This window comes from Sphingomonas echinoides, from assembly GCF_029623395.1.
Taxonomy (GTDB): domain Bacteria; phylum Pseudomonadota; class Alphaproteobacteria; order Sphingomonadales; family Sphingomonadaceae; genus Sphingomonas; species Sphingomonas echinoides_A.
The window spans coordinates 1-20,420 of record NZ_JAPYKK010000050.1 but is presented as its reverse complement, the minus strand read 5'-3'; the positions used below and the strand labels follow the sequence as shown (position 1 = coordinate 20,420).

The 20,420-nt window shown below is 64.6% G+C and carries 19 protein-coding genes, 1 other RNA gene and 1 other annotated feature; of the genes, 6 read left to right on the top strand and 14 right to left on the bottom strand.

Annotated elements, in window-relative coordinates:
• Together QBJ92_RS19260 and QBJ92_RS19255 are read right to left on the bottom strand one after the other, a co-directional pair.
• On the bottom strand, positions 1 to 628 hold a 628-nt coding region (locus QBJ92_RS19260; RefSeq protein ID WP_277971300.1), incomplete at its 3' end, for a TPM domain-containing protein.
• A gap of 25 nt (positions 629 to 653) precedes the next feature.
• Entirely contained in the window at positions 654 to 1,250 is a 597-nt protein-coding gene (locus QBJ92_RS19255; RefSeq protein ID WP_277971299.1) for a LemA family protein, read from the bottom strand.
• Positions 1,251 to 1,332: 82 nt separating this feature from the next.
• On the opposite strand from QBJ92_RS19255, the gene mscL reads away from it, so the two are divergent.
• Complete coding sequence (gene mscL, locus QBJ92_RS19250) at positions 1,333 to 1,791, top strand: large conductance mechanosensitive channel protein MscL (RefSeq protein ID WP_277971298.1); 459 nt, start codon at positions 1,333 to 1,335, stop codon at positions 1,789 to 1,791.
• A gap of 89 nt (positions 1,792 to 1,880) precedes the next feature.
• Here mscL and QBJ92_RS19245 read toward each other — a convergent pair whose 3' ends face one another.
• Positions 1,881 to 2,312, bottom strand: a complete 432-nt coding sequence (locus tag QBJ92_RS19245) for an RrF2 family transcriptional regulator (protein ID WP_277971297.1) — start codon at positions 2,310 to 2,312, stop codon at positions 1,881 to 1,883.
• A gap of 69 nt (positions 2,313 to 2,381) precedes the next feature.
• On the opposite strand from QBJ92_RS19245, the gene ssrA reads away from it, so the two are divergent.
• Positions 2,382 to 2,730, top strand: a transfer-messenger RNA (tmRNA) gene (gene ssrA / locus QBJ92_RS19240).
• Between the two features lie 114 nt (positions 2,731 to 2,844).
• Positions 2,845 to 3,738: an LOG family protein gene (locus QBJ92_RS19235; RefSeq protein WP_277971303.1), complete on the top strand. Its 894-nt coding sequence runs from the start codon at positions 2,845 to 2,847 to the stop codon at positions 3,736 to 3,738.
• Positions 3,739 to 3,786: 48 nt separating this feature from the next.
• Here the strand turns inward: QBJ92_RS19235 and QBJ92_RS19230 are convergent, their stop codons facing one another.
• Positions 3,787 to 5,268, bottom strand: coding sequence for a SulP family inorganic anion transporter (locus QBJ92_RS19230; RefSeq protein WP_277971302.1), 1,482 nt, complete (start codon positions 5,266 to 5,268; stop codon positions 3,787 to 3,789).
• A 74-nt stretch (positions 5,269 to 5,342) separates the two neighbouring features.
• Positions 5,343 to 5,398: a sequence feature (sul1 is cis-regulatory element that is thought to sense ions involved in sulfur or methionine metabolism; They are found in Alphaproteobacteria), on the bottom strand.
• Between the two features lie 176 nt (positions 5,399 to 5,574).
• On the opposite strand from QBJ92_RS19230, the gene QBJ92_RS19225 reads away from it, so the two are divergent.
• Positions 5,575 to 6,321, top strand: a complete 747-nt coding sequence (locus QBJ92_RS19225; protein WP_277971296.1) for a hypothetical protein — start codon at positions 5,575 to 5,577, stop codon at positions 6,319 to 6,321.
• 94 nt (positions 6,322 to 6,415) lie between these two features.
• Here QBJ92_RS19225 and QBJ92_RS19220 read toward each other — a convergent pair whose 3' ends face one another.
• The gene (locus QBJ92_RS19220) at positions 6,416 to 7,120 is read right to left on the bottom strand and encodes a SecDF P1 head subdomain-containing protein (RefSeq protein WP_431358437.1); all 705 of its coding nucleotides are present in this window, start codon (positions 7,118 to 7,120) and stop codon (positions 6,416 to 6,418) included.
• 383 nt (positions 7,121 to 7,503) lie between these two features.
• Here QBJ92_RS19220 and QBJ92_RS19215 point away from each other — a divergent pair, with 383 nt between their 5' ends.
• A complete protein-coding gene (locus QBJ92_RS19215; RefSeq protein ID WP_277971294.1) occupies positions 7,504 to 8,793 on the top strand; it encodes an adenylosuccinate synthase in 1,290 nt (429 codons plus the stop codon).
• Between the two features lie 61 nt (positions 8,794 to 8,854).
• Here QBJ92_RS19215 and QBJ92_RS19210 read toward each other — a convergent pair whose 3' ends face one another.
• Positions 8,855 to 9,187: a hypothetical protein gene (locus tag QBJ92_RS19210; RefSeq protein WP_277971293.1), complete on the bottom strand. Its 333-nt coding sequence runs from the start codon at positions 9,185 to 9,187 to the stop codon at positions 8,855 to 8,857.
• 110 nt (positions 9,188 to 9,297) lie between these two features.
• The gene (gene aroC / locus QBJ92_RS19205; protein ID WP_277971292.1) at positions 9,298 to 10,377 is read right to left on the bottom strand and encodes a chorismate synthase; all 1,080 of its coding nucleotides are present in this window, start codon (positions 10,375 to 10,377) and stop codon (positions 9,298 to 9,300) included.
• A gap of 197 nt (positions 10,378 to 10,574) precedes the next feature.
• On the opposite strand from aroC, the gene QBJ92_RS19200 reads away from it, so the two are divergent.
• Positions 10,575 to 10,910, top strand: a complete 336-nt coding sequence (locus QBJ92_RS19200) for a hypothetical protein (RefSeq protein ID WP_277971291.1) — start codon at positions 10,575 to 10,577, stop codon at positions 10,908 to 10,910.
• A gap of 102 nt (positions 10,911 to 11,012) precedes the next feature.
• On the opposite strand, the gene QBJ92_RS19195 is transcribed toward QBJ92_RS19200, so the two are convergent.
• From QBJ92_RS19195 to ligD, 7 genes are all read right to left on the bottom strand, one after another.
• Positions 11,013 to 11,372 carry a VOC family protein gene (locus QBJ92_RS19195; RefSeq protein WP_277971290.1) on the bottom strand — a complete coding sequence of 120 codons (360 nt, stop codon included), beginning with the start codon at positions 11,370 to 11,372 and terminating at the stop codon, positions 11,013 to 11,015.
• Entirely contained in the window at positions 11,372 to 12,163 is a 792-nt protein-coding gene (gene fabI, locus QBJ92_RS19190) for an enoyl-ACP reductase FabI (RefSeq protein ID WP_277971301.1), read from the bottom strand. Before fabI ends, QBJ92_RS19195 begins: the two co-directional genes overlap by 1 nt.
• 8 nt (positions 12,164 to 12,171) lie before the next feature.
• On the bottom strand, positions 12,172 to 13,131 hold the full coding sequence (locus QBJ92_RS19185; RefSeq protein ID WP_277971289.1) for a YihY/virulence factor BrkB family protein: 960 nt from the start codon (positions 13,129 to 13,131) through the stop codon (positions 12,172 to 12,174).
• Positions 13,132 to 13,137: 6 nt separating this feature from the next.
• Positions 13,138 to 14,076 (bottom strand): DnaJ C-terminal domain-containing protein, encoded by a 939-nt coding sequence (locus tag QBJ92_RS19180; RefSeq protein WP_277971288.1) that lies wholly within the window; start codon positions 14,074 to 14,076, stop codon positions 13,138 to 13,140.
• A gap of 73 nt (positions 14,077 to 14,149) precedes the next feature.
• On the bottom strand, positions 14,150 to 15,040 hold the full coding sequence (locus QBJ92_RS19175) for a transglutaminase family protein (protein WP_277971287.1): 891 nt from the start codon (positions 15,038 to 15,040) through the stop codon (positions 14,150 to 14,152).
• Positions 15,041 to 15,200: 160 nt separating this feature from the next.
• Positions 15,201 to 17,681: a circularly permuted type 2 ATP-grasp protein gene (locus QBJ92_RS19170; protein ID WP_277971286.1), complete on the bottom strand. Its 2,481-nt coding sequence runs from the start codon at positions 17,679 to 17,681 to the stop codon at positions 15,201 to 15,203.
• 174 nt (positions 17,682 to 17,855) lie between these two features.
• Positions 17,856 to 20,393, bottom strand: a complete 2,538-nt coding sequence (gene ligD / locus QBJ92_RS19165; RefSeq protein ID WP_277971285.1) for a DNA ligase D — start codon at positions 20,391 to 20,393, stop codon at positions 17,856 to 17,858.
• Positions 20,394 to 20,420: the final 27 nt, after the last annotated feature.

The following is a 20,420-nucleotide window of genomic DNA, read 5'->3' as shown; positions in this document are numbered from 1 at the left end:
ACAGGAGAACGAAGCCGATCACCATGCCCCAGAAGATGAGGCCGAACGGAATCCCGCCGCCATTGCCCGACCGGCGGTGCGTCTTGTCGAATGCCTTTGCCGCCGCGTCGACTTCCGCCTTCGCTTCCTCGGGCGAGGCACGCAGTTGTGCGATCAGCGCGTCGGTGCCGGCTTCCATCGCACCGGGAATATCCCCCGACTGCGACAATTTGGGGATCATCTGATCACGGATCACGCGACCGGTGAACGCATCCGTCAGGATCGGCTCGAGCCCGTAGCCGACCTCAATCCGCGGCCCGCGATGGCCCTTGGGCTCGTTCGGCGCGATGAACAGGATCGCGCCGTTATTCGCATCCTTGAGGCCCACCCCCCAGGCGCGACCGAGGCCGACGCCATATTCCTCGAGCTCGCGGCCCTCCAGATTGGGGATCGTCGCGACGACGAGCTGGCGCTTGGTGTCCTTCTGCAACGCTTCGAGCTTCGCGGTCAGGTCAGCCTCGGTCGCGGGTGGCAGGACGTTGGCCGCATCCACCACCAGCCCGGTGAACTTGGGGTAGGTCTGCGCGCTCGCGGTCGTCGTGCCGAACAACACGGCGACCGCGAGCAGAAGCGATTTCAGGATGTGCATGAAACGGGCCCTCTGAGCCCCCCGATCAGTTGCTGTTGCCGAAGTTCACCGAAGGAGCAGCTTCCGCACCCGGCGTCGTCGCCTTGAACGGCACGAGCGGCTTTGCGCCGTAGAAGATCTTCGCACCGATCGCATCCGGGAAGGTCCGGATCGTGGTGTTGTAGCTCTGCACCGCGCCATTGTAATCGTGCCGCGCGGTCGAGATGCGGTTCTCGGTCCCCTCGAGCTGATCCATCAGCGTCGCGTAATTCGCCTGGCTCTTGAGCTCGGGATAGGCTTCCTGGAGCCGCTGGAGCGACAGCGTCACGTTCGACTGCGCCTTTTCATACGCCGCGACCTTCGCCGGATCGTTGAGCTGATCGGCCGAAAGCTTGACCTGGTTCGCGCCGGCGCGTGCCTGAGTGACTTCCACCAGGATGCTCTTTTCCTGCGCCCCCGCGGCCTTCACGGTCGCGACGAGGTTGGGGATGAGATCGGCGCGGCGCTGATAATAGTTTTCGACGTCGGCCCATTTGGCCTTGGCGTTTTCCTCTTGCGTCGGAACGCTGTTGAGCCCGCAGCCGGACAGCGACGCCGTCATCGCCAGACCGGCCGAAGCGACGAACAGGGTACGGTACTTCATTTGTGGGATCCCTCCAGACCTTGCACCCGCATGATAGCCGGGTACGATAGCGACACGAAATGAAATCGGTTGGGGAACGTGTATGTTCAAGGAGTTCAAGGCTTTCATCGCGCGCGGCAACGTGCTCGATCTGGCGGTCGCGGTGATTATCGGCGCGGCGTTCGGCAAGATCGTGTCGTCGCTGACCGACGACGTCATCATGCCGGTGATCGGCCGCATCCTGGGTGGCCTCGATTTTTCGAGCTACTTCGTCGTGCTCGGCAAGGTGCCGGCGGCGCTGGCAGGCTCGTCCGATTATGCCGCGCTCAAGAAGGCCGGCGTGCCGCTGTTCGGCTATGGTGCGTTCCTGACCGCGGCGGTCAACTTCCTGATCGTCGCGTTCATCATCTTCCTGATCGTCCGCGGCGTGCATCGCCTGATGCCCAAGCCACCGGAAACCCCAAGCGAACCGGTCGAACCCGCCGACGTCACGTTGCTGCGTGAAATTCGCGACGAGCTGAAGCGGCGGCCGACCTCGTCCGGGGTCGTCGACCGAATGTAAGAGAAGGGCGGAACGCTTCCTGTTCCCCACCCGCGCTGGCTCTGTGATTTCCGCTAGAGTGGAATTCCAGAGCCAGGCAAGACAGCAGCTCAGGCGGCGACCAGATCTTCCGAGACCGAATCGGCAAGGCTGGTCCCGTCGAGGATGCGGGCGGTCTCGTCGCGGACGCGCATCATCGCGTGGCGGATCGCGCAGCTCGCCTCGTCCTTGCAATCCTTGCACGAGCGATAGGCGGTGCGGCTGACGCACGGCACCAGCGCAAGCGGCCCCTCGATCACGCGGATGATCTCGCCCAGCGAAATCAGGTGCGTCGGGCGCGCGAGGCAATAGCCCCCCATCTTGCCGCGATAGCTGTGCAGAAAGCCCGCTTCGCGCAGGTCGGCGAGGATCAGCTCGAGAAACTTGCGTGGGACGTTCGCCTCCAGCGCAATCCGGTTCATCGGGATCGGGGGGCTGTCCTTGGGAGCTTCAGCCAGGAACATCATCGCGCGCAGCGCATAGCGGGAACGTTGGGTCAACATGATACTATACCCCATGCACCGCTTTTGTGGCGAGTCAAAGGCGCTGTCCCATTTTATCCCGCAAATTGCGGGCTTCCCATTCCCGACCGAGCACCTATATCGGCTGTGCCGGGTTCGCCCGGCTATGGCGATAAAGTGCGGCGTGCAATAGATACAACGGACCCGGGGGCAGTACCCGGCGGCTCCACCACAACCGGCCACGGCTTTCAGCCAGACCGGTCATGACGGGGCCGAAGCAGGATCGACGTGTTTCGAAAAGCGCTGTTTTTTCCCGGGCTGAGTAACCTGCAAAAGGCTCAAAACCACAAGTGCAAACGATAACGAAGCACTCGCGATCGCAGCGTAACTCAAGGCCTCACGGTCTAGGTTACTAAGCTAAGCGCGGTTCGGGCCGCACCGGGCAACAGAAGCGGACACCGGCGGTACGGGGAGCACCGAGCAACAGAAGCTCCCCACCTCTTTCTCGATCGCGGCGGCGTGCTTGCCGCCGGACGGCCTTCTCATCCGCTGCCGGAAAGCCTATTTGGCGCGGATGAGTCAGTCCCCCAAGCATGAGACGCACGTTCCCTCGCGCGTCTTCCCCGCCGCTCGTACCGATGCCGAACAGGCCAAGACCGGTGTCAGCACCCCCCAGACCGAAACCCCGGCGTATCGCCTTGCTTTCCAGGACATGGATTTCCTGTTGCGCGAGGATCTCCGCCCGATCCGTTTCCAGCTCGAGCTGCTCAAGCCGCAGCTGATCATGGACGAGGCCAACATCGCCTCGACCTTCGTGATGTACGGCTCCGCGCGCATCCCCGAGCCCGCCAAGGCGCAGGCGTTGCTGGACATTGCGCACAATGCCGAGGGCGACCGCGAGCAGGCGATCCGCATCGCCGAGCGGCTGGTCGAGAAGTCCAAATATTACGACGTCGCGCGCGAACTCGCGCAAATGGCGAGCGGATTTCCGCTCGATACCGAAGGCAAGCGCCATTTCGTGGTGTGCTCGGGCGGCGGCCCTTCGATCATGGAAGCCGCCAATCGCGGTGCCGCGGAAAGCGGGCATGAATCGATCGGGCTCAACATCGTGCTCCCGCACGAACAGGCCCCCAATCCTTATGTCACCCCGGCACTGTCGATGCAGTTCCACTATTTCGCGCTGCGCAAGATGCACTTCCTGCTTCACGCGCGCGCGCTTGCGGCGTTCCCGGGCGGGTTCGGCACGTTCGACGAGCTGTTCGAGCTGCTGACGTTGATCCAGACCGGCAAGATCGCGCCGATCCCGGTGCTGCTCTACGGTCGTGAATTCTGGAACCGGGTCGTCAATTTCGACGCGCTGGTCGAGGAAGGCGTGGTCAGCGCCAAGGATCTCAAGATCTTCACCTTCGTCGAAACCGCGGAGGAAGGCTGGGAGGTCGTCCAGGACTTCTACCGCGACCGCGACTGATGCGTGCCGGGTCGGGCGGTGCCGATGCGCCGCCCGACCAGCAACCCCTTACAGCGCCGGTTCGCGCAACAACGGCGCGTGCCGGTCGACCAGCGTCGCGCTGGCGGCGTTGAGCCCGATCACCTCGACCGCGATGTCATGCCGCCGCATCTTGGACACGACGTCCTCCAGCGCGCCGACCGCGGTAATGTCCCACAGATGCGCGCGCGTGAGATCAATCCGGGCGTTACGAGCGGTATCAGCGAGATCGAACCGGTCCGCGAAGATATCGGCGCTGGCGAAGAACACCTGCCCCGTCACGTCGTACAGCCGCGTATCACTCGCTTCGTCGTAATCGACCGCAACGTCCATCAGCCGCGTGACCTTGAACGCGAAGAAGACGCCGCTCAACAACACCCCGACGACGACCCCCATCGACAGGTCATGCGTCAGCACCGTGACCACGACGGTCGCGAGCATCACCACGCCCGACACCTTGGGATGCCGCGCGAGATCGCGCAGCGAGCCCCAGGAGAAGGTGCTGATCGACACCATGATCATGATCGCCACCAGCGCCGCGACCGGCACTTGCGCGATCCACGGGCGCAGCGGGACCATCACCACCAGCAGGAACACGCCCGCCGCCAGCGTCGACAGCCGCCCGCGCCCGCCATAGCGGACGTTGCCGACGGTCTGCCCGACCATCCCGCACCCGGCGATCCCGCCGAACAACCCTGCGGCAAAATTGGCGAGCCCGAGCCCGGTCGATTCACGCGCCTTGTCGCTCTTGGTTTCGGTCAGATCGTCGACCACGGTTGCAGTCATCATCGATTCGAGCAGCCCGACCGCCGCCATTGCCACCGCGTACGGCGCGATGATCGTCAGCGTGTCCCAGGTGAACGGCAGATTGGGCAGCGCGAAGGTCGGCAGCGATGCGGGCAGCTTCCCGAGATCCGCCACGACGTGGACCGGCATCGGGAAGGCGATGCTGATCGCGGTCAGCACGACGATGCAGATCAGCGGCGACGGGATCGCGGTCGTCACGCGCGGGACGAGGTAGATGATCGCCAGCCCCAGCGCGATCATCGCATAGGTATGCCAGCTGACGCCCAGCATCTGCGGCACCTGCGCCGAGAAGATCAGGATTGCGAGCGCGTTGACGAACCCGGTCCGCACCGAGCGCGAGACGAAGCGCATCAGCACGTCGAGCTTCAACAGCCCGAACACGATTTGCAATACGCCTGCGAGCAACGTCGCGGCGAGCAGATATTGCAGGCCATGCGCATGGACGAGCGCGGCCGCGACCAGCGCGACCGACCCCGCCGCACCCGAGATCATCGCCGGACGCCCGCCCGCGAACGCGATGACGATGCCGATGACGAAGGAGGCGAACAGCCCGACTTGCGGGTCGATCCCTGCGACGAAGGAGAAAGCGATGACTTCTGGAATGAGCGCGAATGTCCCCACCATGCCGGCAAGGACATCGCGCCGCGCGCCGGTAAAGCTGGTGAACCATTCGGCGCGGTAGCGCGAAAAAGACAGTGTATTCATGAAGATGAGGTCCGCATTGACCGCCGACACGCGTCGCTTCCTTGCGACACGCGGATGTTTGAAATGGCGGATTGCGTTGTCCGGCGGATCGGCGGCCGGAATAGCCACCCGGGTTTTCACCGGGTCCTTACGAATGGGGGGCGGATAGCGGGTTATTTGGTGCGGTGCAACAGGGGGTGGGAGCGCCGAGCGGAAAGCAGCGCTTCTGGCCGATAACCCCGCGCAGTCGCCGAAGAACCCATATGTTGCGCAGTTCATGTGTTGATGCGACAGGCATCTACAACGTTTACGTAAGGGGTGTAACAAATGACGCCAGCAGTATTAAGCACGGAAGAAAGGAAGCTGCTTATCGCACTGACTCGGATCGCTATCAAAAACTTTGATGCAAGTGATTGGCAAATCATGGCAGCCGAGTCCGGAACATCAGACATAGTTTCTGGTCATGACCGGCTACTTAGGAGCCTGAGTTTTCGAGATCCCGATTATGATGGCAATGCCCACACTGTAATGAACGCCATAGTTTCTAGGGACCATGACAATCTCGAAATTATCGCCGATTTTGTCCGAAACAGATACGGGGACGCTGGCGAGAGCGTATCGACCGCACCGGGAACTCGACTGATTACGTTCCGCCCAAGTGTGTTTGAGGTTCCTGAAAGCGGCGTTGACGCAAATCTCATTGCCGTCATGACTCCATTTTCCCCTGCCTTCGAGCCAGTTTTTGACGCAATCAGCGGCGCTGGGTTCCTTCACGGGTTCCAGACCCAGCGTGCAAAGGATATCTGGCAACACTCATCGGTCATCCAAGATGTTTTCAGCTTAATTTTCAGAGCTCACATAGTTGTCTGCGATTTTACTGGAAAGAATCCGAATGTCTTTTACGAAGCTGGCATCGCTCACACTCTTGGGAAGCATGTTATCCCAATCACACAGTCTCAAGCAGATATTCCGTTTGATCTACAACATCATCGCTATCTGCATTACTTAAACAATGCCGAAGGACGAACGGGTTTAGTGAAGGGCTTGTCAGCTCGGTTTGGAACACTTCGATAGAAGTACTTTCTCTATGAACCGGCTGAACCGATCAATGTTGTTCGTGTCTGAATTTACAGCACGCACTGCTATCAAACAAACAATTGCACTGTTCCTAACATGGACCAAGCGCTGCCCACACAGCTCGGTCGAGCAGCTCGATCTCGGGACCGGTAAGATAAAACCGCCCATTCGTGATCGGCACGTTGATCCGCGGTCGCGACACAACCTCCCCTCCCAGGCGAACCGCCATAAGCGTCCCTAAGTGACGGCGCGTTATAGTCGCGTAGGCCTTAGCGGCAGCCGGCCTCAGCGCGATCAACAGATGCGGGTCGTTACCGTCCCAATTCTCGGCCTCGGTCCTGTCGGCACGTCGATCCACGCGCGCGTCGCTCACCGTTTCGCGACACAGGTGCAACGGCCCCATCCACACACCGGATCGCAGCGCAACGGTTGCTGTCTCGAACCCTTGCTCCGCCCGCAACAGGCCAGCGTCGGCCGCAAGCAGGGCCGCCCGGATATTCGTCCGCAAACATCTTGCCCTGCGCCTCGTGGGGTGATCGATCAGCAAGTCCCCCTTCGGACGACTCCAGATTTCGTAAAGGCTCCGCTCGATCTGCGAATAGCGAAGCGCGCGCTGTGCATAATCGTCGTCCGCAGGATCGTGGAAATGGCGTTCCAGACAATTGTCGACAAACGCAAGCTGTCGATCGGCATCGTGCAATGCAGCCACGACGTCGGACGGTGCTTGTTCCGAAAGCACGGTCAAGTCCGGCGGCGCACCAAGTAGCGCGGCGGCAATACCCCATGAAAAGACCATCACCCCCCCGGTCGTATGGACACATGGCGTTCGCCTATTCGCCTGTTCGCGTACAGCCACTTGCCGTTACATGCCAGACTATAGGAGCGAGATCCAGAGATGCTGGGGCCAACCCCTGTCCTACACCCCCCAAAGCTGCCACCCTCCGTCCCGCTCTTTCCCACCGTCGACGCACCCCCCGCTGTCGCCTCAGCCGACACCGCGCAGCCGGAGACCGCCCCAGCGGCAAAAACACGATGCATTTACCCCTAACTTTCCCCTAACCTTCCGCGCGCACCCCGCCTCCAAACCATGTACCCCCACAGGGCGCATTACCGATGGACCCCCCGCCCCGCCCGCATTAGGGCTGCACGCTTTGTCACAGACGATGTGTGGAACAGGCCGTGGGAAACGTAGCAGTAATCGGCGCCCAATGGGGCGATGAGGGCAAGGGCAAGATCGTCGACTGGCTCGCCGAGCGCGCCGATGTCGTCGTGCGCTTTCAGGGCGGGCACAATGCCGGCCATACGCTCGTCGTGGGCGAGAGCGTCTACAAGCTGTCGCTGCTCCCCTCGGGGATCGTGCGCGGCACGCCGTCGGTGATCGGCAATGGCGTGGTGCTCGATCCGTGGGCACTCAAGGCCGAGGTCGAGAAGCTCCGCGGCCAGGGCGTGACGATCACGCCGGACACGCTGATGCTCGCGGACACCTGCGCGCTGATCCTGCCGTTCCACCGCGATCTCGACGCGCTGCGCGAGGATGCGAGCGGTGCGGGCAAGATCGGCACCACCCGGCGCGGGATCGGTCCTGCCTATGAGGACAAGGTTGGCCGCCGCGCGATCCGCGTGTGCGATCTGGCGCATCTCGATTCGCTCGATGCGCAGCTCGACCGCCTCACTGCGCATCACGACGCGCTCCGCGCCGGGTTCGGCGAGCCGCCGATCGACCGCGACGCGCTGGTGCAGGAACTGCGCGAAATCGCCGATTTTGTGTTGTCTTTTGCCAAGCCGACGTGGCGCGTGCTCAACGACGCCAAGGCGCGCGGCAAGCGGATCCTGTTCGAGGGCGCACAGGGCGTGCTGCTCGACGTCGACCACGGCACCTATCCGTTCGTCACCTCGTCGAACACGATCTCGGGCACCGCAGCGGGCGGTTCGGGCCTCGGCCCGAGCGCGGTCGGCTTCGTGCTCGGGATCGCCAAGGCGTATACCACGCGCGTCGGTTCCGGCCCGTTCCCGACCGAGCTGGAGGACGCGACCGGCGAGCAGCTCGGGATGCGCGGGCATGAATTCGGCACCGTCACCGGGCGCAAGCGTCGGTGCGGCTGGTTTGATTCAGTGCTGGTGCGGCAATCGGCAGCGGTCGGCGGGATCACCGGGATCGCGCTCACCAAGATCGACGTGCTCGACGGCTTCGACGAAGTGAAGATCTGCACCGGCTACCGCTTGCGCGGCGAGACGCTCGATTACTTCCCCGCGCATGCCGCCGATCAGGCCGAGGTCGAGCCGGTCTATGAAAGCATGCCCGGCTGGCAGGAGACCACCGCGGGCGCGCGCAGTTGGGCCGATCTGCCCGCGCAGGCGATCAAGTACATCCGCCGGATCGAGGAACTGATCAAATGCCCGGTCGCGCTGGTCTCGACCAGCCCCGAGCGCGAGGACACGATCCTGGTCCGCGATCCCTTCTCCGACTGACACGAAAAAGGCCCCGGTCGCTTGCGCGATCGGGGCCTTCTCCGAGCTTACCGAAGCAAGATTACATCGGGCGCTTTTTGGTGCGCTTCGACTTGGTGGTGGTCGTCGTGTCCGTCGATGTACCGGTCGTCATAGCCGAGTCGGTCGACGTCGCTGGGTCAGCGGTGGTCGGCGCCATCGGCGTGGCTGGCTGCATCGACGGGTCTGCCGGTGCACCGGTCGGCGCGCCGGGCATGGTCGAAGGTGCGCCGGGGCTGCCAGGCATCGAACCGGGTGCGCCTGGCATCGAACCCGGCGCGCCGGGCTGTGTGCCGCCTGGGGCTGGTGCCATCTGCGACACGGCTGCGGTGGAAAGTCCGAGAGCGGCAATTGCTGCCAAAGTTGCGATACGCATGGGTCTGGTCCTCTTCTGTGACGTGACCTTCGAATGGGTCGGGGTACAAACGACCCTAGTCGGCTTTAGTCGCTCTCTCCGTCTCCGATTTCGACCTACTTGTCGGTTTATTAACCAATTCCCCCGCCACACTGCGCGTGGTGGAGCAGTTTCTGGTCGGCCAGCACCAACGCCACCATCGCTTCGACCACGGGAACACCACGGATCCCGACACACGGGTCATGACGCCCCCTGGTGGCGATCTCGGCGGCTTCTCCGGTGGGGGAGATCGTCGCAACCGGCGTCAGGATCGAACTGGTCGGCTTGAATGCGACCCGCAGCGTCACCGGCTGGCCCGTCGCGATCCCGCCCGCAATGCCGCCCGCGTGATTGGCGAGGAATTCGGGACCGTCCGCGCCGGGGCGCATCGGATCGGCATTGTCCTCGCCACGTAGCGTCGCCGCGCCGAAGCCATCTCCGATCTCGACGCCTTTGACCGCGTTGATCCCCATGCACGCCGCCGCCAGTTCGGCGTCGAGCTTGGCATAAAGCGGCGCGCCCCAGCCGGCGGGGACACCCGTGGCAGCGCAAGCGACGATCGCGCCGAGCGACGAGCCCGACTTGCGCGCTGCATCGACCAGCGTCTCCCACCGTGCCGCCGCCTGTGCATCGGGGCAGAAGAACGGGTTGCGGCCGATCTCGGCAACGTCGAAATTGGCCGGGTCGATCGCATCGCCGCCGATCGCCTCGACCCAGGCGGTAATCGTCACTTCGGGGATCACGCACCGCGCGACCGCACCCGCCGCCACACGCGAAGCGGTCTCGCGCGCCGAGGAGCGCCCGCCGCCGCGATAATCGCGGAAGCCGTATTTGGCGTCATAGGCGTAATCGGCATGGCCCGGACGGTACGCCTTGGCGACCTCGGAATAATCCTTCGAGCGCTGGTCGACATTTTCGATCATCAGGCTGATCGGCGTGCCGGTGGTGCGCCCCTCGAACACCCCCGAGAGGATGCGGACCTGATCCGGCTCCTGCCGCTGCGTGGTGAAGCGCGAGGTGCCCGGGCGGCGCTGGTCGAGCCACGGCTGGATGTCGGTTTCGCTGAGCGGGATGCCCGGCGGGCACCCGTCGACCACCGCCCCGATCGCGGGACCGTGGGATTCCCCCCAAGTGGTGAAGCGGAAGACGTGGCCAAAGGTGTTGAAGCTCATGCAGTCCCTGTCATCCGCCTGTGCGCGCGGGTCAAGCCTATGGGCTTTGTCAGCGCTGTGTCCGATTGGCGATTGGTTCGGGTGAACGGACGCCTTTGGCGGAAAGCAGTCGTTCCTTGTTGCAACGAAGTCGAATCTGACGGATCATCACGCCACGACAGGCCGCTGGTGCTTGTGGTGCAGGAAAGAACCAATCTATGAAGATTTTTATAGGCTTGGCGGCAGTGTTGACGGCGGTCTCAGCTTCGGCGCAGACTACGGTTTCCGGCACGGGTATGAACTCGCCCAATTACAGCACCTATGTGCCTGGCCTGATTAATAAAGGCGGTATTATGGAAACGCCGACGATGCAGGCTGAAAAGCTTAAACGGGCGATTGCGCTGCGAACCGAAGTGAGCGCTTTGGTGAAAAGTGATGGCGGCAAGCTTAGCCCTGGGCACGAAGCGTATGTGCGTCGGAAGGCCTGTCAGATCCTTGGGAAACAAAGCGCCACGATAGGAACGCTCGTTCCGCCGAGACACTGCAGCATTTAGCTCGCGGTCGACACACGAAATGATTTCCGCGCGTGGGCGTTCTCAGAGCGCCCGCTACGGCCAGCCCGACATACGATAAAGACAAACCCGCACAATCGCAGCTCAACCCAGTTGGATCAGCTCTAACCGGTTGCCGAACGGATCCTCGGTAAAGAACCGCGTGCGCCCGGGGATCGGCACGTCCTCGCCGATCGGGCACCCCGCGTCCCCCAGGCGCCCCCGCAACGTGGCAAGATCGTCGGTCGTCAACGCGACATGCGCTTTGCGCGCCGGGTGGAAGTCCGCGTCCGCGCCGAGATGCAACTGGTGCAGCCCGAGATCGTACCAACACCCGCTCCGCCCCGTCAGACTCGCGGGGCGGTCGAGTTCGCGCAACCCTAGCAGCGCGCCGTAAAAGGCACGTGCTTCGGTCTCGCTCCCCGGCGGGATGGCGATCTGCACGTGATCCAGCGCGAACGCCATTACGCCAGCGCGATGTCCGGCGCGTCCTCGGCCTTCATCCCGATCACGTGATAGCCCGCGTCGACATGATGCGTCTCGCCGGTCACGCCACTGGCGAGGTCGCTGAGCAGATACAGCCCGGCGCCGCCGACGTCCTCGATCGTGACATTGCGCTTGAGCGGCGAGTTGAGCTCGTTCCACTTGAGGATCAGGCGGAAGTCGCCGATGCCCGAAGCAGCCAAGGTCTTGATCGGCCCGGCCGAAATCGCATTGACGCGGATGTTGTCGCGTCCGAGATCAACCGCCAGATACTGCACGCTTGTCTCAAGCGCAGCCTTGGCGACGCCCATGACGTTGTAATGCGGGATGACCTTTTCGGCGCCATAATAGCTCAGCGTGAGCAACGATCCACCGTTCGGCATCATCGCCGCTGCGCGCTTGCACACCGCGACGAACGAATAGACCGAGATGTTCATCGTCATCAGGAAATTGTCGAGGCTGGTGTCGACATAGCCGCCGCGCAGCTCGTTCTTGTCGGAAAAGCCGATCGCGTGGACGACGAAATCGATCGTCGGCCATTCCTTCGCAAGATCCTCGAAGGTGGCGTCGAGCGCGGCCATGTCGGACACGTCGCAATCGAACAGGCGGGCCACGCCGAGCTGCTCGGCGAGCGGTCGCACGCGCTTCTCCATCGCCTCGCCCTGATAACTGAAGGCCAGCTCCGCCCCGGCTTCGCTCAATTTCTTGGCAATCCCCCAGGCGAGCGAGCGATCATTGGCCAAGCCCATGATCAACCCGCGCTTGCCCGCCATCAATTCCATCACGCCGTTACCGCCTCCTGTTGGTCTGATATGCTCTCTACCCCGTGTTGAGCGGGTTCCGCCAGTGCCGCATTGAGATGCGCCCCGAACACGATCCCCAGCCCGACCAGAAAGAAGAACAACAGCGCCACGATCACGCCCGCAAGGCTGCCATAGGTCAGATCGTAACTGCCAAGCTGCGACAGGACGAGTGGAAGCAACGCGGTGATGCTAACCCACCAGACGGTGGTAAACAACGCGCCCGGCCATTTCGGGCATTTGCTGAGCCGGTATTTGGACGGCGTAACTGACAGGAACAGCATGTATAAAGCGCCGAACATGACCACGCCCGGCACTGCGCGCGACAATCCAACCCAGCCCGCGATATCCTCCGCGAACGGCAGCAGCGCATAGATGAACCGCTCCGCCGCCGTCAGCACGCCCTGGACGAGGAACGACAGCAACGCGAGCACGACCGAAGCGATGATCACCAGCATCGAGCTGATCCGGTAATGCCAGAACGGCTTGCTCGACTTGACGCCATAAGCCCGCCGGAAGATGTCGCGAATCGTCTCGACGAAGCTCCCGACCGACCACAAGGCGACGAGCGCGCCGATCCACAGCAGCGATCCCGTCCGCGCGAGCAACACGTCGTGGATCGGTTTTTCGAGCAGTTCGGCGACGTTTCGCGGGAGTACGTGGAGGAACGACGCCACCGCACGCTGCGTCTCGGCACTCTGTCCGATCAGCGAGGCAATCGCCGCGGCGAGGATGAAAAATGGAAAGACGGTCAGCAGCGCCAGGTAAGCGAGATTACCCGCGTGGATGAACCCATCGGTAAAAACGCCGATCAGCGCGCGCTTGGTGATTTCCCAGGCGCGGGCGGGAAGGCTGGCGTGCGTCGCGGACGGCTCGGTACAATTGCCGGTGCTGCCACGCAGCGCACGCTCTTCGGGGGATTCGGGGGAAACGTCACTCATTCGGGCTTAGACGCCCATGTCACCCCGGGGGTTCCCTAAGTCACGGTCTTTCCAGCCTTGCACGAACTCGATCAGCGCATCGTCGTTGACCGGAAGATCGACCATCAACGTCACGAGTTGATCCCCGCGCGTACCATCCTTGCGGTGGAATCCGCGCCCGCGCAGACGCAGGACCTTGCCCGACGACGCGCCCTTGGGCACCGTCAGCATCACCGCGCCCTCGACCGTCGGCACGCGCACGCTCGCACCCAGCACCGCTTCGGACAGGCTGATGGGAAGGTCGAGCAACACATTATCGCCATCGCGCTCGAAGAAGCGATGCGGCTCGATCCCGATGGTGACGATCCCGTCGCCATTGCCCCCCGGCCCGGGCTGGCCCTTGCCCGCAAGTCGCATCTGCGCGCCGCTTTCGAGTCCCGCGGGAAGCTTGAGGTCGATCGTCTTGCCGTCCGCGAGCGTGATCCGCTGCGGCTTGGCGGCAGCGGCATCGGCGAAGGGGACGTCGAGCTTATAGAGCACGTTCGCGCCCTTGGGCTGTTCGCGGCCCCGCCCGAACCCGCCGAACCCGCCGGAAAAGCCGCCGCCACGTCCGCCGCCGGAGAACATGCCCTCGAAGATATCGCTGAGGTCGGGTCCGTCCGCCTGGAAGCCCTGCCCGCCGGGACCAGGGCGGAACCCGCCGCCACCGCCGGCTTGGCCACCGAAGCCAAACGGTGACGCAGGATTACCCTCGCCATCGATCTCGCCCCGGTCGAAGCGCGCGCGCTTGTCCTTGTCGTTCAGGATATCATAGGCTTGCGTCACCTTGCCGAAGCGGTCGCTGGCCTTGGGATTATCCTTGTTGCGATCCGGATGGAGTTCCTTGGCAAGCTTGCGATACGCCTTCTTGATGTCCGCTTCGCTGGCGGTGCGTTCGACGCCCAATGTCGTGTACGGATCGGCCACTTCTATCCCCGGTGTTGGTCTTTCCCCATAGTTGGGGAGTCAGTACGCCCAGCGCAAATACTGGGCGCAAATCTCAGGCGACCGTCTCTAGCACAGGTGCGACGTCGACGCTGACATCCATCTTCTGCGCGCTCGACCCGAGCACGACCCCGTCGATCGGCGCGATCTCGCCGTAATCGCGCCCGATCGCCATCACGATATGGTCGCCCGCCATCCAGATCCCGTTGGTCGGATCGACCCCGACCCAGCCGAGATCCGGCCCGCACCACAGCAGCACCCAGGCGTGCGTCGCATCCGCCCCGACGAGCCGCGCCTGTCCAGGCGGCGGGATCGTGCGGATATAGCCGGAGGCATAGGCCGCGGGCAGCCCGGCGGCACGCAGGCCGGTGATCATGATCTGCGCAAAATCCTGGCAGACGCCGCCACGCTTGAGGAACGCCTCGTGCGGGGGCGTGTCGACCAGCGTCGCATGCGGATCGAACGCGAAGTCGTTCTGGATCCGCTGCGCCAGCGCGATCGCGGCGTCGAGCGCGGGTCGATCCGGGTCGAGATCGAGCGCGCAATAGTCCGCAATGTCGCGGTCGAGCGGGATCAGCGGCGACGGGAACAGATAGCTCGCGGGCCCCGCCGGGGACGGATCGCGGCTCGCGCGCGCTGCGATCGCGATATCGTGGAGGCGTGGCGATCCGTCCGACGGCATCGGCACGGGCCGGTCGATGTCGATCCGCGAGATGCTCTCGATCACGAGATGGCGGACGGGTTCATCGACCACCAGCCGCACGACATTGGCGAGCCCCGCCTCCGCGCGCGCCGGAGACACGCGCCCGGCGGGAGAGATCCGCAGGTCATAGTCGAGCAGCTGCTGCCCCGACCAGTGGATCGGCTTGAGCCGCAGGTTGCACCGCGCGAACTTGACGTTCCCGCCATAATCGAACCGCGTGACGTGGCGGATGTCGTAGATCATTTTCTGCCGACCCTTGTTGCTCTTCCTCCCCTCCCTGGAAGGGAGGGGTTGGGGGTGGGTCGCCCCGTGGCGAGAGTGACGCCAGCATTAGACCGACCCACCCCCGGCCCCTCCCTTCCAGGGAGGGGAGGCACCCGGTCAGAGGCGATCATATATCCCCTCACGCCAACACCATCCCCGCCGCGCGCAGCGGCTCCGCGCCTTGCAGGAAATACCGCCGCGCGATCGCCTCAGACAATTGGAACAGCCGCCGCTCGACATCGCCGAGGATATCCGCATCCAGCGCCGCCGCAGTCGCGGTCGATACGATCGCGTTGAGCACGGTGCCCTGCGCCTGCTGCGGTTCCTCCATCCCGTCGTCTTCGAGCACGGGCAACTCCTTCAGATGCTCACAGATCCGCACGATCTGATAGGCCAGCGAGCGCGGGTTGTTCGGGTCGAGCGCGACCAGATCGACCACCGGCACCCGCGCCATCCCGGTCAGATAGCGCTGGCGATAACTGATCTGGCTGTCGGCTAGGTCGAGCAGCGTCGACAGATCGTCGACCGAGGCACGCGCCAGACCGAACGCGCGCACGGCGCGCGTCATCGTCGTCGCGCGCTCGAGCCGCCGCCCGAGATCATGAAACCGCCACGACGCGGTCCGCCCCATATGCTCCGCCGACAACCCCGACAAAGCCGCATAGCGCCGCTGGAGCGACCCCGCACGGTCGAGCATCCCGCCCCGGCTGGGGAAGGGCGCGTCGAGCAGGCGGATCACGTCCGCCGCCAGCCGGTCGCGCGATCCCTGCCCGATCCCGCGCGCAAGCCGGTTGATCGTCCGCACGCTGTGCCAGTCGCTGTCCTCGAGCGCAGTCCGCGCGAAGGCGGCGAGATCCGCGCGGCGCAAGCTCGCCGGATGCGGCGCCCCGCCGCCGTTGACGACGAGCCCGACGAGCTTGCCGACCGTCTCCGCCGCGAGCGCCGCGCCCGCATCGGCATCGATCGAATTGCCCAGCATCACGCGGATGACGCCAAGCAACGCCTCGCCGCGCTCGAGATACCGCCCGAGCCAGAAGAAATTGTCCGCGACCCGGCTCGGCAACGTCCCCGGGTTGCGGCGGACGTGAATCGTGTCGGCGGGCTGGAGCAACGACACCGGCGCGACCGATTCCCCGCTGCCATGGACGACGACGTCGGCGGACCACGTCCCCTGCCCCATCACCGACGCGCGGGGATCAGGATGCTCGCCAATCCGCGCGAACCCGCCGGGGAGCACGGTCCAGCGGCCATCGCCCCCGCGTGCGGCGAAGACGCGCAGCGTGAACGGGCGCGCCGCGAGCCCCGTGTCGGTCACCACCGGCATGGTCGAGAGGCGGACGATCTCCTGCCCGACATAGTCCTGCGGACGGCGTTCCAGATCGGCGAGCAACGCCGCGCGCGCCTCCCCCGTGATTTCGGTCCCGGGCCGCGCGATCCCGTCGGGCAACCCCAACGGTGCGACCCCGAAGGCGGGGCCGATCAGCATCGTGTCGAGTTCCTCGATCACGCTGGCGCGCGCGGCATCCTGCCCGCACCACCAGGTCGCGATATTGGGGAGGATCAGGTCGCGCCCGGTCTCGCGCGCCGCGATCCGCGGCAGGAACGCGCCGAACGCGGGCGATTCGAGCACGCCCGCGCCCGGCGCATTGGCGATCACGAGATTCCCCGCCGCCACCGCGTCGATCAACCCGGCAACCCCGATCCGCGAATGCGAATCGAACGCGAGCGGATCGAGCAGCCGCGGGTCGATCCGGTGCCACAACGCATCGACACGCTTGAGCCCGCCGATCGTGCGGACATAGAGCTTGTCCTCGAGCGCAGCGAGATCGGGCCCCTCGACCAGCAGGAACCCGAGATAGCGCGCCAGATGCGCCTGTTCGGCATAGCTCGCGCTGTACCGCCCCGGCGTCAGCAAGCCGATCCGCGGCTCGACCCGGCGACACGCCGCCGCAAGACCGTCGCGGAACGCCGCGAAGAACGGCGCATGGCGCTCGACGTTGAGCCGCGCCTGCAGCCCGCCGAGCGTCCGCGCGATCGCGAGCCGGTTCTCGAGCGCATAGCCCGCCCCCGCGGGCGCGCGCAGATGATCCGCAAGCACGCGCCACTCGCCGGTCGGCCCGCGCCCGAGGTCGATCGCGACGAAATGAAGATGATGCCCGCCCGGCGGCACCAGTCCCGCCATCGGGCGCAGGAAATGCGGCGACCCGCCGACCAGCGCCGCGGGGAGCAGCCCGCGCGTGACCAGCGTCGCGTCGCCGTACAGATCGGCGATGATGGTTTCGAGCAAATCGGCGCGCTGGACGATCCCCGCCTCGATATGCCGCCATTCATCGCTGTCGATCAGCAGCGGGACGGGCGAGAGCGGCCACGGCCGTTCCTCGCTTTCGCCGATGATGCGGAAACCCGTGCCGATATCCTCGGCATGCCGCTGCACCCGGTCGCGTGCGGTGGCGAGGTCGTCGCCCGCGCCCGCCGCGAGTTCCTCGAACATCGCCGCCCAGGCGGGATCGGGCTGCGCGCCGAGCACGTCGCCCGCGCCGGCGCGTGCGCGATACTCCGCGATCCAGCGCGCGGCGTGGGTTCCGGCGTCGAGTAAGGAGGGGGAGGGAGAGGTCGCCATCAGTTCATCCGGCCTTGAGCAAGACCATGCCCGAACGCAAGCGAGCGCTCCGCTGCCCGGCGCGGTGCGCCTGCCGACGCGTGGGAACGGCAAATGGATGGCGTGACGATCACTCGGGCCCCTTTGATCCCCGAAGGACTTGGCCACAAGTCCCTCGCATGCGCAACATCACAATCAAAGATCGGGCAGAACTTGATCGGCAACGCCCCATCCCGCCAATCCAGGCGACGCGGCGCGAGCAAGGAGCGCGTCCGCATCGCCAACGCTCCAGCGGTTCGCAGCCTCGATGTCGCGGAGTTCGGTCCACGACACCGGTGCCGCGACCGGCGCCCCGGCGCGGGCGCGCGCAACATAGGGCAGCACTGCGGTTGCGCCCCGCTGGTTACGCAGCCAGTCGATGAAGATCCGCCCTTTCCGCTTCGCCTTGGACATGGTCGCAACGAACCGTTCGGGCTGGGCCTCGCCCAGCGCACGCGCGAAACGATCCGCGAAGTCCTTGACCGCAGGCCATTCCGCCTGCGGGGTGAGCGGCACGACGACGTGAACGCCCTTGCCGCCCGACAGCATCGCGAAACTCACCAGACCGAGTTCGGCGAGATGCTCCTTCAGATCCTCCGCCGCCTTCTTGACCACGTCGAACCCGAGGTCCTCGTCCGGGTCGAGATCGAACACCAGCCGGTCGGGCTGCTCGAGCGTCGCGACAGACGATCCCCAGCCATGGAATTCGATCGTCCCCATCTGGACGCAGGCAACCAGCCCATCGGCGTCGTCGACATAGAGGTAGTCTTCGGTCGACCCGTCTTTTTCGGGAATCGGCACCTTGTGCACGACATCGCCCTTGAAGCTCCCGGCGTCATGCTTCTGGAAGAAACACTGTTTCGCGCGTCCCTGCGGACAACGGACCAGGCTGATCGGGCGGTTGCCCGCGAATGGCAGCATGATTCCGGCGACCTTGGCGTAATAGTCCGCGAGCTGCCCCTTGGTGACGTTCGATTCGGGGAAGATCGCGCGGTCGCGGTTGCTGACCTTGACGTTGGTCTTGGGGACTTCGCCAGTTTCGACGGGGGTTTCGACGGGCTTTTCCGCGACGACTTCGGACGCCTTCTTGTCTTCGCGCAGCCCCAGGAAGCTGGAATGGCGCAGCACGCCGTCGGGCGTCGTCTCGGCGAAGGCGACCTCGGCAACGAGCTTGGGGGTGACCCAGTGCGCGCCCTTCACCGCCGCGCGCGGAGCCTCGACCGTCGGCGTCTTGCGCTCGATCTTCTCCAACCGCTCGCGCAGGTCCAGCATCGTCGCGGTGTCGAAACCCGTGCCGACCTTGCCCGCATAGACCATCCCGTCCGGACCGTTGACGCCGAGCAACAGCGACGCAAACCCGCGTGACTTCGCGCTCGGGGTCCAGCCGACGATGACGAATTCCTGCCGCCGGGTGCATTTGATCTTGAGCCACGCCTGCGTCCGCTTGCCGCGATACGGCGCATCGGCGCGCTTGGAGACGACACCTTCATACCCCTCGCGGCACATCGTCTCGAACAGCGCCTCGCCCTGCCCGACGACATGCTCCGAATATTGCACGCGCGCGGCCTTGCCGTCGATCAGCGGCTGGAGCCGATCCTTGCGCGCGCTGTTGGCGAGCCCGGTCAGGTCCTCGCCGTCCACGCTGAGCAGGTCGAACGCGAAGAAGGTCATGTCCCCGCCCGACGCGATCGCATTCTTGAGCGTCGAGAAATCGGGGCGTCCGTCCTTGAACGCGACGATCTCGCCGTCGAACATCGCGGTGTCGACCGGGAGCTTCGCCACTGCGTCGGCAATCGCCTGGAACTTGTCGGTCCAATCGAGGCCCGAGCGGGTAAAGACCTTCGCCTTGCCGCCCGCGACCGCAATCAGCGCGCGATAGCCGTCGTACTTCACCTCGTGGAGCCACTGGTTCCCGGTCGGCACCGAGTCGACCAAGGTGCAAAGCTGCGGCTCCTGGAACGTCAATTCCTCCCCGGAACGGGGAGGGGAACCGCCAGCCTTCTTCAGGCTGGTGGTGGAGGGGTTGGAAGGCGAGCGCTTCGCCTGTTTCGAAACCCCTCCACCATCTGCTGAAGAAGCAGATGGTCCCCCTCCCCGTGCCGGGGAGGGTTTGGTTGGCTTCTTCCCCTCCGCAATTTCCACCATGGTCCTACCGGTAGAAACACTCGTCAGCCCGATCTCGACCAGCACATCGGTTCCGCCAGCCTCCGCATCGCCGACCTTTCGCAGCAGCCAGTTCTCGCCCTTCTCCTTGCCGCGCGGTTTCAGCCGGATCAGCATCCACTCGCCCTTCATCCGCTCGCCATCGAGGACGAAGTGGAGATGGCCGTGCTCGAGGTCCTTCGCGCTCTTGCCCGCGATCGGCGACCAGGTGCCGCTGTCCCACAGCATCACCGTGCCCCCGCCATATTCGCCCTTGGGAATCGTCCCCTCGAACTCGGCATAGGACATCGGATGATCCTCGGTCCGCACCGCAAGCCTTTTCTGGTCGGGATCGATGCTCGGCCCGCGCGTCACCGCCCAGCTCTTGAGCACGCCGTCGACTTCGATCCGGAAGTCCCAGTGGAGCCGGCTGGCGTCATGCTTCTGCACGATGAAACGATTGCCATGCCCCGGCGCAAGCGTCCCCGCAGGCTCCGCGGTCTTCGCGAAGTCCCGCTTGGAATTGTATTTCTCGAGCGGATCGAGCGCCATTTCTACTCCCCTCCCGGGAAGGGAGGG